The sequence below is a fragment of the Dactylosporangium sp. CS-033363 genome (genome assembly GCF_050942475.1).
Taxonomy (GTDB): Bacteria; Actinomycetota; Actinomycetes; order Mycobacteriales; family Micromonosporaceae; genus Dactylosporangium.
On the sequence record NZ_CP192032.1, the window covers coordinates 3,725,548 to 3,738,792 of the forward strand.

13 protein-coding genes are annotated in these 13,245 nt (G+C 72.7%); 8 read left to right on the plus strand and 5 right to left on the minus strand.

Annotation, left to right across the window (positions count from 1 at the left end):
• Positions 1 to 2 precede the first annotated feature (2 nt).
• Positions 3 to 620, minus strand: coding sequence for a thioesterase family protein (locus ACQPZ4_RS17265; protein WP_433066558.1), 618 nt, complete (start codon positions 618 to 620; stop codon positions 3 to 5).
• Positions 621 to 717: 97 nt separating this feature from the next.
• Between ACQPZ4_RS17265 and ACQPZ4_RS17270 the strand changes: the two genes are divergently transcribed.
• Positions 718 to 2,319 (plus strand): class I adenylate-forming enzyme family protein, encoded by a 1,602-nt coding sequence (locus tag ACQPZ4_RS17270; RefSeq protein WP_433061775.1) that lies wholly within the window; start codon positions 718 to 720, stop codon positions 2,317 to 2,319.
• A gap of 3 nt (positions 2,320 to 2,322) precedes the next feature.
• On the opposite strand, the gene ACQPZ4_RS17275 is transcribed toward ACQPZ4_RS17270, so the two are convergent.
• Positions 2,323 to 2,781, minus strand: coding sequence for a peroxiredoxin (locus ACQPZ4_RS17275; protein ID WP_433061776.1), 459 nt, complete (start codon positions 2,779 to 2,781; stop codon positions 2,323 to 2,325).
• 107 nt (positions 2,782 to 2,888) lie between these two features.
• Positions 2,889 to 3,404, minus strand: a complete 516-nt coding sequence (locus tag ACQPZ4_RS17280) for an RICIN domain-containing protein (protein ID WP_433061779.1) — start codon at positions 3,402 to 3,404, stop codon at positions 2,889 to 2,891.
• Between the two features lie 108 nt (positions 3,405 to 3,512).
• Between ACQPZ4_RS17280 and ACQPZ4_RS17285 the strand changes: the two genes are divergently transcribed.
• Positions 3,513 to 4,430, plus strand: a complete 918-nt coding sequence (locus tag ACQPZ4_RS17285; RefSeq protein WP_433061782.1) for a phosphotransferase family protein — start codon at positions 3,513 to 3,515, stop codon at positions 4,428 to 4,430.
• On the opposite strand, the gene ACQPZ4_RS17290 is transcribed toward ACQPZ4_RS17285, so the two are convergent.
• Positions 4,427 to 5,833, minus strand: a complete 1,407-nt coding sequence (locus tag ACQPZ4_RS17290; RefSeq protein ID WP_433061785.1) for a class I adenylate-forming enzyme family protein — start codon at positions 5,831 to 5,833, stop codon at positions 4,427 to 4,429. The two genes, ACQPZ4_RS17285 and ACQPZ4_RS17290, sit on opposite strands and share 4 nt — an antisense overlap.
• The gene (locus ACQPZ4_RS17295) at positions 5,830 to 6,918 is read right to left on the minus strand and encodes a zinc-dependent alcohol dehydrogenase (RefSeq protein ID WP_433061788.1); all 1,089 of its coding nucleotides are present in this window, start codon (positions 6,916 to 6,918) and stop codon (positions 5,830 to 5,832) included. Before ACQPZ4_RS17295 ends, ACQPZ4_RS17290 begins: the two co-directional genes overlap by 4 nt.
• Before the next feature lie 93 nt (positions 6,919 to 7,011).
• On the opposite strand from ACQPZ4_RS17295, the gene ACQPZ4_RS17300 reads away from it, so the two are divergent.
• Genes ACQPZ4_RS17300 through ACQPZ4_RS17325 form a run of 6 tightly spaced genes read left to right on the plus strand, consistent with a single transcriptional unit; the run spans position 7,012 to position 13,229 of the window.
• Complete coding sequence (locus tag ACQPZ4_RS17300; RefSeq protein ID WP_433061791.1) at positions 7,012 to 7,563, plus strand: 2-oxoacid:acceptor oxidoreductase family protein; 552 nt, start codon at positions 7,012 to 7,014, stop codon at positions 7,561 to 7,563.
• Positions 7,560 to 8,621, plus strand: coding sequence for a hypothetical protein (locus tag ACQPZ4_RS17305; RefSeq protein ID WP_433061793.1), 1,062 nt, complete (start codon positions 7,560 to 7,562; stop codon positions 8,619 to 8,621). The genes ACQPZ4_RS17300 and ACQPZ4_RS17305 overlap by 4 nt, the downstream gene beginning before the upstream one ends.
• Entirely contained in the window at positions 8,618 to 9,388 is a 771-nt protein-coding gene (locus tag ACQPZ4_RS17310) for a thiamine pyrophosphate-dependent enzyme (RefSeq protein ID WP_433061797.1), read from the plus strand. The genes ACQPZ4_RS17305 and ACQPZ4_RS17310 overlap by 4 nt, the downstream gene beginning before the upstream one ends.
• Positions 9,385 to 10,098 (plus strand): GntR family transcriptional regulator, encoded by a 714-nt coding sequence (locus ACQPZ4_RS17315; RefSeq protein ID WP_433061802.1) that lies wholly within the window; start codon positions 9,385 to 9,387, stop codon positions 10,096 to 10,098. Before ACQPZ4_RS17310 ends, ACQPZ4_RS17315 begins: the two co-directional genes overlap by 4 nt.
• Entirely contained in the window at positions 10,095 to 10,340 is a 246-nt protein-coding gene (locus ACQPZ4_RS17320) for a 4Fe-4S dicluster domain-containing protein (RefSeq protein WP_433061805.1), read from the plus strand. Before ACQPZ4_RS17315 ends, ACQPZ4_RS17320 begins: the two co-directional genes overlap by 4 nt.
• Before the next feature lie 57 nt (positions 10,341 to 10,397).
• On the plus strand, positions 10,398 to 13,229 hold the full coding sequence (locus tag ACQPZ4_RS17325; RefSeq protein WP_433061807.1) for an FAD-binding and (Fe-S)-binding domain-containing protein: 2,832 nt from the start codon (positions 10,398 to 10,400) through the stop codon (positions 13,227 to 13,229).
• Positions 13,230 to 13,245: the final 16 nt, after the last annotated feature.

Below are 13,245 nucleotides of genomic sequence, written 5' to 3' on the forward strand. Positions count from 1 at the left end.
GGTCACAGACCTTGGCTGATCAGGGTCTGGGCCACCTGGCCGCCGCCGATCTCGCGGCCGTCCACGGTGGCCCGGACGTCGAACAGGTAGCGGCGCCCGCGCACGTCGGCCAGCGTCGCGGTCACCGTCACCGTCTGCCCGGCCAGCGCCGGCCCCGAGTGCCGCACCCCGATCCAGGTACCCAGCGACGCCGATCCCGGGTTGAACACCGCGCGCAGGATGTCGGCCGCGGTGTCCTCCATGAACGCGATCATCGCCGGCGTGCTCAGCACCGGCTCGGCGTCCGGCACGTGGTCGGTCGTCACCTCCTTGGTCACCGCGAACAGCCGCGTGTACGTGACGCCGGGCCGCAGTTCCGTGCGCAGCAACGTGTGCGGCCGCGGGGTGCGGGCCGGTCCGCGGCGGACCCGCACGTCGGCGACGATCCGATCGTCGTTGTTCGCGATGCGCAAGGTGAGCACGTTCGCGCCGCGCGATGCGACACACACGCGCAGCGGGCCGGTGAACGGGTCCCCGTGCCAGATGAGCTGCTCGACGTGGCAGTGCTCCGGCAGCGGTACCGGCGGCAGGCCCGCCACCACCGCGAGCTCCAGGGGTTCACCGATGGGGGCCTCCCACATGTCGACCACGCGCACACTCCCGCCTTGACACCGTCTCTCCGACCGACACAGAATGGCACAACCAAGCGCTTGTTTGGTAGTGCGGAAGGGGCGGCTCGTGCAGTTCCCACCCGGTACGGCTCCGGTGGCGGGCAGTGTTCACGAACGGTATGTCGCGGACCGCAACGCCGACGTCGGAAGGTGGGGCGACGAGACGCTCCCCGACGTCGTGCGCCGGCACGCGGCCAAGCACCCCGACGGCCTCGCGTTCATCGCCGGCGACGATCGCATGACGTGGCAGCAGTTCGACGCGTGGTCGACCGCGTTCGCACAGCGCCTGGTCGACGCCGGCCTGGACCGCGGCGCGCGGGTCGGCGTGCTGCTGCCGGACGGCGTCGAGGTGCACGTGGTGTACCTGGCGGCGATGAAGGCCGGCGTCGTCGTGGTCGCGATCGGCCCGCGGGCGGCGCGCCTGGAGGTCCGGCACCTGCTCACCGTGGGCGGCGCGACGGCCCTGGTCAGCCAGGAGTCCCACCGCGGCGAACCGGTCGCGGGGCTGGTGGAGGGGCTCGGCATCGACACGCACATCGTCGTCGCCGACGGCACCCTCGCGACCGTGGCAGAGCCCTCCGCCGAGCTGGCGGGGCGGGAGCTCGGGCTCGGCGACATCCACCTGCTCAACTCGACGTCCGGCACCACCGGGATGCCGAAGTGCGTGGTGCACAACCAGAACCGCTGGTTCTACTACCACGAGCTCGCGGTCGAGTGCGGCGACCTGCGCGACGACGACGTGTTCCTGACGCTCATCCCCGCGCCGTACGGATTCGCGCAGTGGACGGCCAACTTCACCCCGACGCTGCTCGGCTCGCCGACCGTCGTCATGCCGCGGTTCACGGCCGAGGAGGCGCTGCGCCTCATCGAGCGCGAGCGGGTGACGGTGGTGTGCTGCGTGAGCACGCAGTTCATCATGATGCTCAACTCGGCCATCCTCGAACAGGTCGACCTGTCGTCGCTGCGCTGCATGTTCACCGGCGGCGAGGCCGTGCCGTTCGAGCGCGCGGCCGAGTTCGAGCGGCGCACCGGGGCGCGGGTGCTGCAGTTCTTCGGCTCGAACGAGACCGGCGCCCTGTCGCGGACGTCGGTCACGGACACCGTGGACCAGCGGCTCCGTACCGCCGGAAAGGTCATCGACGAGATGCGCGTCCGGCTGTTCGCCGAGGACGGCACCGACGTCACCGCGATCGGCGGTCCGGGCCAGGCGGCGTGCGCGGGGCCGGCGACGTGCCTCGGCTACTTCAACGACCCCGAGGCGAACGAGAAGCTGTTCACTTCCGACGGCTGGATGCTCACGGGCGACATCTGCACCGTCGACGCGGACGGGTACCTGCGCGTCGTCGACCGCAAGTCCGACTTCATCATCCGCGGCGGCAAGAACATCTCGGCGGCGGCGGTCGAGGACCAGGTCGGCACGCATCCGGCGGTGGCCATGGTCGCGGCGGTGGCGGTCCCGGACCCGACGTTCGGTGAGCGGGTGTGCGCGTTCGTGGTGCTCCGGCCGGACACGACGCTCGACCTGGACGGCCTGCGCGCACATCTGGACGCGCGCGGGGTGTCCCGGGAGAACTGGCCCGAGCGCCTGGAACTGGTCGACGACCTGCCCCGCGGCTCGGGCGGGAAGGTGGCGAAGGCGCAGCTCCGGCAGCGCCTCCGCCCCAGCTGAACCTCAGGACGCCGCGCGGGCGTTGAGCGCCTCGATGGCCTTGTCCGCGTGCACGTCCATGCGGATCTCGCTCTTGATGACGGCCAGCACGCGGCGGTCGGTGTCGATGACGAACGTCGCGCGCTTGGTCGGGATCAGCCCGATCGCGCGCTTCACGCCGAACTGCTCGCGCACGGCGCCGGCCGGGTCGGCGAGCAGCGGATAGCCGAGGCTGTGCTTGGCCGCGAAGGCCGCCTGCCGCTCCACCTCGTCGCCGCTGATGCCGACCGGCTGGCCGCCCGCCTCGCGCAGCTCCTCCGCGGTGTCGCGGAAGTGGCAGGCCTCGCGGGTGCAGCCGGCGCTGAGGGCGGCCGGGTAGAAGAACAGGACGACCGGGCCGTCCTCGAGCAGGGTGCTGAGCTTGCGCGGGGTACCGGTCTCATCGGGGAGTTCGAAGTCCTCGACCACGTCGCCGACCTGCATGGGGGCTCCTTCCCGGGAACGTGTCGAGGCCAATCCTCCACGCCGGGAACGCGGCCGCAAGATCCGGGGTCCCCCGAACCTCGCGGCCGCGCACGGTGCCCAGGGTGCTACGGAACGTCGACGTCCTTCCAGGACTGGGCGGTGGTGCCGTTGCAGGTGTACTGCTGCACGATCGTGCCGTTGCCCGTCCCGTTGCCGCGCGCGTCCAGGCACAGGCCCGTCCAGATGTTGATGATGCGCGTCGACGGGCCGGTCTTGTCCGGGAAGTACCACCACTGCGTGTGGCCGCTGTTGCAGGCGCTCATGACGGCGGCGACGCCGGACGACGAGCTGTCGCCGGAGATGCCGAGGCAGGTGTTCGTCCGCTTGTTCACCAGGTTGTAGAAGTCGACCCCGCCGGCGGCGGTGCCCACGTACTGCAGGCCCCAGGACTCGTCGGCGCCGCTGTCACAGCTCCAGAGCTGGACCTTCCAGTTCGTGTTGGTGTCGACGTCGAGGCACCGGCCGCTGCCGTTGCCGACGAAGTGGCGCCAGTTCAGGTCGGCGGCGCCGGCCGGGCTCGCGGCGAACAGCACGGCCACGAGGGTGGCGATCGCGGTGGCGACGAACGTTCGTTTGTGCACGGGGCTGATGTCCTTTCCTGTTCGTTCAGGTACACCCGATGCGCGTGACATTCCGTTCCACCGATGCCGACCGTCGGGTTCGGGACAGGCTCGCCTAGGATGGGCGCAGTGACGATCGGACTCGAGGACGTACGTGCGGCCCTGCTCGACGCCTGTCCGGGGCTGCAGGTCACGGACCTCCGCCCGCTCGACGCCGGGTACACCAGCCGCCAGTGGGTCGCCGACACCGACGAGGGCCCGCTGCTCGCGAAGACCCCGGTGCGCAATCCCGATCCGTCGCACATGCGCCGGCTGATCGCCGCGACCCGCCGCGCCGCCGACGGGGGCGTGCCGGTCGTGCGGTTCCGCGCGCTCGTCCCGCACTCCGCGCTCGTCGGCGGGCCGCTGCTCGTGCAGGAGTTCCAGGCCGGCACGCCCGCGGACGCCGTCTGGGGCGCGATGCCCGCCGAGGCCCGGCTGGCCTTCGCGGCCGAGCTCGGCACCGTCGTCGGCCGCATCCACGCGTGCACCGGCCCGTGGTTCGGCGACGTCCTCGCGGGCGGCGAAGCGTTCACCACCGTGCACGACTTCCTGCACGCGCGCGTCGACACGCAGCTGGCCAAGGCCCCCGGCGTCCTGCCCGCGGACCTCCTCGACCGCGCCGGTCCGGCCCTGCACAAGGCCATTGCCGCGGTACCGTCCGATGCGGCGCCCTCGCTCGTCCACGGCGACCTGTGGCGGCCCAACTTCCTGCTCCGGGACGGCCGCATCGGCTGCGTCCTGGACTTCGAGCACGGCCGCTGGGGGGACCGGTTCCTGGACTTCGGCAAGCTCGACGAGCACATCTTCGCCGCGTACCCCGAGGGCCGCGACCCGTTCCTGCGCGCCTACGACGCCGTGGTACCGCTGCCCGACGACTGGGAAGCGCGCGTCCGGCTCGGCACCGCCATCCACAACCTGGCGACGGCGGTCTACTTCGCCAAGTGGAACCCGGAGTACGTCCCCGAGTACATCGACGGCCTCACGGCCTGGCTGGACCGCGGCTAGTCCTGGACCAGCGCGCGCAGGCGGGTGCGCTGGATCTGGCCCGTCGCCGGGGTGCGCGGGATGGCGTCCACGACGGACACCCGGCGCGGCTGTTTGAACGACGCCAGCCGGCCGTGCACATGCGCGCGAACGTCCGCGACCGTCGGGGGTTCGGCGCCCGGCGGCACGACCACGACCGCGCACACCACCTCGCCCCAGCGCGCGTCCGGCACACCCACGACGGCCAAGTCGAGCACGCCCGGCAGGCCGCGCAGCGCGTGCTCGACCTCCGCCGGCCCCACCGACTCGCCGCCCGTGCGGATCACCTCGCGGGTGCGGCCCGTCAAGTACAGATAGCCGTCGTCATCCAAGCGGCCGACGTCGCCGGAGCGGTACACGCCGTCGAGCGGGTCCGCGCCCAGGTAGCCGTTCATCAGCGCCGGGCCGCTCGTGCACACCTCGGCGTCGGCGTCGAGCCACAGCGCGTTCGGGGTCGCGGGGCGGCCGACGCTCCCGGGGCGGCGCTCCAGCTCCCAGTCGTGCAGGGCGGCCATCCGGCCGGCCTCGGTCGAGCCGTACAGGATGGTGGTGGTCGTCCCCGGCAGCCGCGACTTGATGCGCTGGACCAGATCGGCGGCGACGGCGGACGTACCGGTGTCGGCGTGCAGCAGCGAGCGCAGGTCCGCGTGGCGGTGCTCGTGGTCGAGCAGCCGCTCCCACACCGCCGGGATGCAGTAGAGGGCGGAGGGCCGGCGGCGCTCCACGACGTCGATCATGTCGGCGGCGTCGGCCCGGCGGACCAGGTGCACGGCGGTGCGGTGCTGCCAGGCCTCCATGACGTAGTGCCAGCCGCCGTAGTGGTACAGCGGAAACGTGCACACGACGCCGCCGTCGCCGCGCAGCCCGCTCGTGAACGTGCCGCCGCCCGGGGCCGCGCGCAGCCAGCTCGCGCGGTGGCTGACCAGGGCGCCCTTCGGCGCGCCGGTGCTGCCACTGGTCAGGTACAGGATGTGCGGGTCCCGATCGTCCACCGGCACCCGCGCGAAGCCGGGCGCGCCGCCGTCGAGGGTGGACGGTGGCAGTACCGCCGCCGAGAAATCCACATCGGACAGCACGACCTTCGGGTCCACATAGGACCTGATGCGGTCCCGCTCCTCGCCGGGCAGGCCGGGATTGACGGGCGCGAACACCGCCCCGACCCGCGCGCACGCGACGAACGCCGCGACCGAGCGCAACGCCGGCGTCACGCACCACAGCACCGTGTCGCCGCGGCCCACGCCCAGCCCGGCGAGCGCGTTGGCGGCCCGGTCGGCCCGCGCGTCGAGCTCACGGAACGTCAGCTGGTCGGGCCCGAGCGTCGCGGCGATCCCGTCCGGCACCGTCAACGCCGCCGTCGTCACGATGTCGCCGATGAGCAGGCTCACGCGCGCGTCCCCCAGTCGAACAGGTCCACCTGCGCGGGTCCGAGCGCGCCGTACTTCGACTTGTGCCGGGTGATCTCCAGCGCCTCCGGCAGCGCGTCCACGCCCCGCAGCCGGTGACTGATCAGCCCCTGCACGTCCACGTCGCCGCGCTGCACGAGGCGCAGGGCGTGCTCGAACACCGTGCTGCCCGGCGCGTACCCGCCGGCGCCCGAGCGCGGATGGACGAGCAGGACCGACCGTTCGCGCATCAGGGCGAGCGGGGCCGGATGGTGGTCGGGCAGCACGGACACCATCACGATGGTGCCACCGCGCCGGACGCAGCGGGCCGCCTGGGTGAACTCGCCCGCGCACTCGAACACGACGTCGGCCCCGATCCCGTCGGTCGCCTCCAGCACGGCCGCGTGCACGTCATCGCGGCCGACGTCCAGCACGAGGTCGGCCCCGGAGTGCTTGGCCAGGTCGCGCTTGGCCTCGCTGCGGCCGGTCACGATGATCAGCCCCGCGTTGCCGTGCCGGGCGACCTGCGTGTGCAGCACACCCATGACCCCGGCTCCGAGAATGAGGACCGTGTCGCCCGGCTTGACGTTCGCGAGGGCGTGCCCGTGGATCGCGCCCGCGAGGGGCTGAATGGCCGCCGCGTGCGACGCGGACACCCCGTCGGGCACGCGCACGACGGTCCGCGCGGGGACCAGCACCCGCTCGGCGAACGCACCCGGCCCGGTGAACCCGAGCACGGCGGGGGAGGGGCACGCGTCGGGGCGCGCCCGCCGGCAGGCCGCGCAGTGCCCGCAGGCCGCGGTCTCCACGGCGGTGACCCGGTCCCCGACGGCCAGGTCGCCCGGGTCCGGGCCGAGCGCGCTGATCACGCCCGCGAACTCGTGGCCGCCGAAGCGGGTCGGGCCGGCGGCCAGCCGCGCGGCGAGGACGGTGTGCATGGCGATCGGCTCGCCGGCCAGCAGCATGCATTCGGTGACGCTCGGCTGGACGCAGGACACGTCGACGACGACCTCGCCCGGGCCCGGGACCGGGTCGGGGACCTCCTCGACGGCCGCGTCGCCGAAGCCGCGTAGAACCAGTGCCCGCATCCCCGACCTCCCTTGACGCCTGAATCAGATTTTGTATTCAATATTCAAACCACGTCAAGGCCAGATCGTGGGTGACGGCGGAAGGAGGCGCGCGTGGAGCGGGAAGTGCTCGTCACGGGCATCGGTGGGCAGGGCATTCAGCTGCTCGCCAAGACGCTGGCGCTCGCCGCCACCCGGCAGGGGCAGTACGCGATGCTCGCCGCGGACTACGGCGGGGAGATGCGCGGCGGGCCCTCCAAGGCCGGCGTCGTGATCGGCGACGCCCCGCTGAAGGCGCTGCCCATCCTGCCGTCGGCGTGGTCGGCCGTCTTCGCGCATCACCGGCACAGCGAGGGGGTCGAGGACCGGTTGCGTACCGGTGCGCTCGTGCTGGCCAACACGCCGCTGGTCGATCCGGCGGCGTTCCGTGCGGACCTGCGCGTGTTCGCGGTGGACGCGATGGCCGTCGCGAAGGGGGTCGAGGCGCCCAACGCGTCCGGGTTCGTGCTGCTCGGGGCGTACAACGCGCTCACGCACATGGTCGCGCCGGCCGCCCTGGTGTCCGCGATGGAGGAACTGCTCCCGCCGTACCGCCGGCAGCACGCGGCCGCGAACGCGCGCGCGATCGAGGCCGGGGCGCAGGCCCTGGATGGGGTGACCGTATGACGCTCGAACTGCTCGAAGGATCCGCCGCCATGGCCGAGGCCGCAATTGCGGCCGGGTGCCGGTTCTTCGCCGGGTACCCGATGTCGCCGTTCACCGGGCTGCTCGAGCAGATGTCGCAGCGGCTGCCCGCGGCCGGCGGGGTCTGCCTGAACGCCGAGAGCGAGATCGAGGGCGTCAACATGACCCTCGGCGCCGCCGCGGCCGGGGCGCGGGCGGCCACCGGGTCGTGCGGGCAGGGCATCGCGCTCATGCAGGAGGCGATCGCCGAGGCCGCGCTGAACGAAACGCCGTTCGTGGTGTTCAACCTCGCGCGCAACCAGCAGGACTACTTCCAGGCGACCCGGGGCGGCGGCTGGGGCGACTACCGCACGATCACGCTCGCGCCCAAGGACATCCCGGAGGCGGTCGAGCACACGCAGCTGCTGTTCCACCTCGCGGACAAGCATCGCGCGCCCGTCGTCCTCTACGGCGACCCCCTCCTCGCGCAGACCCGCGTCGGGGTCGAGGTCGCGCGCCGCGACTACGGGACACTTCCCGAAAAGGACTGGGCCCTCGACGGTACCGGCGGAGGCACCGGACACAGCCGCCAGATCTGGACCTGGGCGATGGGCAAGGCGACCGACCCGGGACCCGGGCCCGACGGGCACTGGCGCGCGATCGCGGAGAAGTTCGATCGGATCGGTGCCCTCGAGCAGCGCTACGAGGAGTCGGACAACACCGGCGCGGAAACGGTCGTCGTGGCGTTCGGGTCGGCCGCCAAGTTCGTCGAGCACGTCGTCGGCGAACTGCGCGCCGAGGGGCACGACATCGGCTGGTTCCGGCCGATCACCTTGTGGCCGTTTCCGGGCGGTGCGCTCGAGGCGGCCACGCGCAATGCGCGCAACGTGCTCGTGTTCGAACTGAACGGCGGGCAGATGGTCGACGATGTGCGCATGTACGCGCACGACCGGCGCGCGGTCCGGTTCATCGGCGGGGTCAGCATCGCCGAGTCGGGGCTGTCGTACGGGCCGCTGCTGGACGCCCCGGTCATCCGCCAGCGCATCTTGGGGGCACTGTGAACATCGACACGACGCGGCCTCCCACCCGGGACGCCAAGCAGGTCGCCGACTTCAAGCCCAGCCTCATCCTCGGCGAGCACTCGCTGTGCCCCGGCTGCGGCGAGCCGGTCGCGCTGCGCATTCTGCTGGAGGTACTGCAGGAGCTCGACATCGTGCAGCGGACCATCGGCGTCGTCGGGCACGGCTGCTACGGCAGCTTCGTGCGCATCATGGACGTCGACGTGCTGCAGTGCCTGCACGGTCGCGCACCCGCGTGCGCGACCGGGATCAAGCGGGTGCGGCCCGGCGTCGCGGTGTTCACGCTGCAGGGCGACGGGGACATGGTCAACGAGGGGCTGCAGGAGGTGCTGCACGCGGCCGCGCGCGGGGAGAACATCACCTGCGTGATGCTCAACAACGGCGTGTTCGGCGACACCGGCGGGCAGCAGACCGCGACCACCGTGCTCGGGCAGCGCACGAAAACGAGCATCGACGGGCGCGACCCGGAGACGCACGGCTACCCGATCCCGGTGGCCGACCTGATCGCTTCGCTGCGCGGGGTCGGGTACGTCGCGCGCGGCGCCGTCTCGACCGCCGGCGCGGTGCTGCAGACCAAGCGCATGATCAAGCGCGCGTTCGAGACGCAGCTGGCCGGCGGCGGGTTCTCGCTGGTGGAGATCCTCACGATGTGCCCGACGGGCTGGTTCGTGCCCACCGCCGAGGGCCCGTCGTATCAGCAGGGCACGATGGAGCAGACCTACCAGCTGGGAGAACTGCGGACATCATGAAACTCGAACGGGCCAACACGAGCGAGGCCGTCGCGGCGTACGTGCTGGGGCGGCTCTTCGCCGGCGAGCTCACCAGCGGCCAGCGCCTCGACCTGGACGCGATCGCCGAGGAGCTCGGCGTGAGCCGGGTGCCGGTCCGGGAGGGGCTGATCCAGCTCGAACGCGACGGACTGGTCGAACGCGCACACTACAAGCGCGCGTTCGTGGCCGAGTTCGACGACGCGACCGTGCGAGAGGCCTTCGAGTTGTACGGCATGCTCAGCGCCCTCACCAACCGCCGCGTCGCCCGCCGGCGCGACCCGGAGGTGCTCGAGGCGCTCACCAAGCTCGACGAGTCGCTGGCCGGCTGCGACGACCCGGACGAGTACGAGTCGCTCGCCCGCGAGTTCCGCCGCGTCGTGAACGTCGCCGGCGCCGGCAACCACCTGCGGGCGCTCCTGCGCACGTTCTCGGGCCTGGTGCCGGTCGCGGCCCGGTTCGCCATCGACGACAACCTGGCCGAGGAGCGGGCCGCGCTGCACGCCGAGTTCCTGGCGCTGCGCTCCGGCCGTCCCGCCGCGGCGGGCGAGGCGGCGCTGGCCCACATCCGCCTCACCGCCGAGAACGCGATCGCCGCGCTGCGCAGTCGTGGCGTGTTTCCCGAGCACCCGACAGAGGACGACGACGGCTGGGACGACGCGGCGCGCGTCGTGGAAGGGAGCGACGCATGAACCGCACGACCCGCGGCACGCTCGTCATCGACGCCGACAAGTGCAAGGGGTGCGAGCTGTGCATCACCGCCTGCCCGCCGAGCGTCCTGGCCATGTCGAGCGAGGTGAACGAGCTGGGGTACCGGTACCCGCTGCTGCACGAGGGCTGCACCGGATGCACCGCCTGCCAGCTCGTCTGCCCCGACTACGTGTTCAGCGTCTACCGGTACACCGGAAGCGACATTCCGGACAAAACACCGTAAAGTGGGTGACAGGTGGCGGTAGTCGGCCCGTCCGGCCGAGCCAGTACGATTGCCGAAATGGCGCCCGACATTGCTGACGACCTGGTGGCTCGCCTGGCCCGGGCCGGGGTCGGGGACGTGCTCACCGACGCCGCCCACCGCTCCGCCTACGGCAGCGACGCCTCCCTGTACCGGATCGTGCCGCGGGCCATCGTCCGCCCCCGCTCCGACGACGAGGTCGCGGCCACCCTCGAGGTGTGCCGGGCGCTCGGCGTGCCGATCACCGCGCGCGGCGCCGGCACCTCGGTCGCCGGCAACGCGATCGGCCCCGGTGTCGTGTTGGATTTCAGCCGCCACATGGACAAGGTCCTGGAGGTCGACCCGGGCACCCGCACCGCCCGCGTCCAGGCCGGCACCGTGCACGCCACCCTGCAGGCGGCCGCCCGCCCGCACGCGCTGCGCTTCGGGCCGGACCCGTCGACGCACACCCGCTGCACGATCGGCGGGATGATCGGGAACAACTCGTGCGGGTCGCGCACCCTCGGGTACGGGCGGACCTCGGACAACGTCGTCGGGCTGGACGCGCTCACGATCGACGGCGAGCGGTTCTCGACCGGGCGCGACGAGCGCGACCGCCCCACCGTCGAGGGCGCCAAGGCGATCGCCGACCAGCTGCAGGCGGTCGTGCAGGGCAGCCTGGCCGTCGCCCGCACCGAGTTCGCCACGTTCCCGCGGCAGGTGTCGGGCTACGCCGTCGAGCATCTGCTGCCCGAGCGCGGCCTCGACCTGACCGGGCTGCTCGTCGGCAGCGAGGGCACCCTGGCGATTGTTACTTCGGCCACGGTACGGCTGGTGGTCGACCCCAAGCACCGCCTGCTCGTGGTGCTCGGGTACCCCGACATCGGCTCGGCCGGCGACGCCGCTCCCACGGTCCTCGGCTTCGACCCGACCGCCTGCGAGGGCATCGACTCCCGCATCGTCGACATCGTGCGGAGCCGCCGCGGCCCCGATGCCGTCCCGCCGCTGCCGGGCGGGAGCTCGTGGCTGTTCGTCGAGATCGCGGGCGACGACCTCGACGAGTGCCGCGACCGGGCCCGCCGCCTGGCCGAGGGGGCCGGGGCCGTGGACGCGCTGATCGTCGAGGACCCGGCCGCGGCGGCACCGCTGTGGCGCATCCGCGAGGACGGCGCCGGGCTGGCCGGGCGCGCGCCGTCCGGGAAGCCCGGGCACGGCGGCTGGGAGGACGCGGCCGTCCCGCCGGCGCGGGTGGGGGACTACCTGCGCGACTTCGACGTGCTGTGCGAGCGGCACGGGTTGAGCAACATGCCGTACGGGCACTTCGGCGACGGCTGCGTGCACGTCCGGCTCGACTTCCCGCTCGACAGGCCGGGCGGCCCCGCGAAGTTCCGCGCGTTCCTGGAGGACGCGGCCGACCTCGTCGTCAGCTACGGCGGTTCGCTGTCGGGCGAGCACGGGGACGGCCGGGCCCGCAGCGAGTTGTTGTCGCGGATGTACTCCGCTGAGGCCATCGGCCTCTTCGCCGCCGTCAAGCACGCGTTCGACCCCGCGAACCTGCTCAACCCCGGCGTCCTGGTCGACCCCGACCCGGTCGACGCCCGCATCCGCGTCGCGGCCGCCCGGCCGGTCGGGCAGCCGCTGGCGTTCGGGTACCACGCGGACCACGGCGACTTCAACCAGGCCGTGCACCGCTGCACCGGCGTCGGCAAGTGCCGCGCCGACACCACCGCGCTCGGCGGCGTCATGTGCCCGTCGTTCCTGGCCACCCGCAACGAGAAGGACTCCACCCGCGGCCGCGCCCGGGTGCTGCAGGAGATGCTCGACGGCGACCTCGCCCCCGACTGGCGCGCGCCGGCAATCCATGACGCGTTGGATTTGTGCCTGTCCTGCAAGGGCTGCGCGTCGGACTGCCCGACCGGCATCGACATGGCCGCCTACAAGGCCGAGGTGCTGCACCAGAGCTTCAAGGGCCGGATCCGCCCGCGCTCGCACTACTCCCTCGGCCGGCTCCCGATGTGGTCCCGGCTCGCCTCGCGCATGCCCCGCATCGCCAACGCGCTGACCTCGGCGCCCGGCCTGCGCAATCTCGCGTTGTACACCGCAGGCGTCGACGCCCGCCGCTCGATCCCGCGGTTCGCGAACAAGACCTTCCGCCGCTGGTTCGGCCGCCGCACGTTCGAGGGCAAGCCGGTCCTGCTGTTCGTGGACAGCTTCACCGACCACTTCGCGCCGGACATCGCCAAGGCGGCCGTCGAGGTGCTCACCGCGGCCGGCTACGCGCCCGAGCTGACCAGCGAGTCCGCCTGCTGCGGGCTGAGCTGGATCAGCACCGGCCAGCTCGACGCGGCCAAGCGCATCCTCGGCTCGACCGTCGGCGCGCTGCAGGGCGCCGTCGACCGCGGGATCCCGATCGTCGGCCTGGAGCCGTCCTGCACCGGGGTCCTGCGCAGTGATCTCGTCGAGCTGGTGGATTCCGACGCGGCCCGGGCGGTGAGCGCGGCGACCGTGACCGTGGCCGAGCTGCTCGCCCGGACTCCCGGCTGGACCCCGCCGTCCCTCGAAGGCGTGAGCGTGGTCGCCCAGCCGCACTGCCACCACCACGCCGTGATGGGCTGGGAGGCCGACGCCAAGCTGCTCAAGGCCACCGGCGCGACGGTCAAGCGGCTCGGCGGCTGCTGCGGCCTGGCCGGCAACTTCGGCGTCGAGCGGGGCCACTACGAGGTGTCGGTACAGGTCGCGGAGCAGCAGTTGCTGCCGGCGCTGGAGGGGGCCGCGCCGGACGACGTGTTCCTGGCCGACGGGTTCTCGTGCCGCACGCAGGCCGAGGACCTGGCGCACAAGCCGGGCAAGCACCTGGTCGAGCTGCTGGCGGAGGCGCTGCGCAAGCGTTGAGGCCGGCTTTCGCGGC

Bases quoted from the DNA above. Each gene is read 5' to 3' on its own strand.
- ACQPZ4_RS17265 (WP_433066558.1), bottom strand. From the start codon at position 620: ATGTGGGAGGCCCCCATCGGTGAACCCCTGGAGCTCGCGGTGGTGGCG.
- ACQPZ4_RS17275 (WP_433061776.1), bottom strand. From the start codon at position 2,781: ATGCAGGTCGGCGACGTGGTCGAGGACTTCGAACTCCCCGATGAGACC.
- ACQPZ4_RS17295 (WP_433061788.1), bottom strand. From the start codon at position 6,918: ATGCGGGCACTGGTTCTACGCGGCTTCGGCGACGCGGCCGTCGAGGAG.
- ACQPZ4_RS17305 (WP_433061793.1), top strand. From the start codon at position 7,560: ATGACGCTCGAACTGCTCGAAGGATCCGCCGCCATGGCCGAGGCCGCA.
- ACQPZ4_RS17315 (WP_433061802.1), top strand. From the start codon at position 9,385: ATGAAACTCGAACGGGCCAACACGAGCGAGGCCGTCGCGGCGTACGTG.
- ACQPZ4_RS17320 (WP_433061805.1), top strand. From the start codon at position 10,095: ATGAACCGCACGACCCGCGGCACGCTCGTCATCGACGCCGACAAGTGC.
- ACQPZ4_RS17325 (WP_433061807.1), top strand. From the start codon at position 10,398: ATGGCGCCCGACATTGCTGACGACCTGGTGGCTCGCCTGGCCCGGGCC.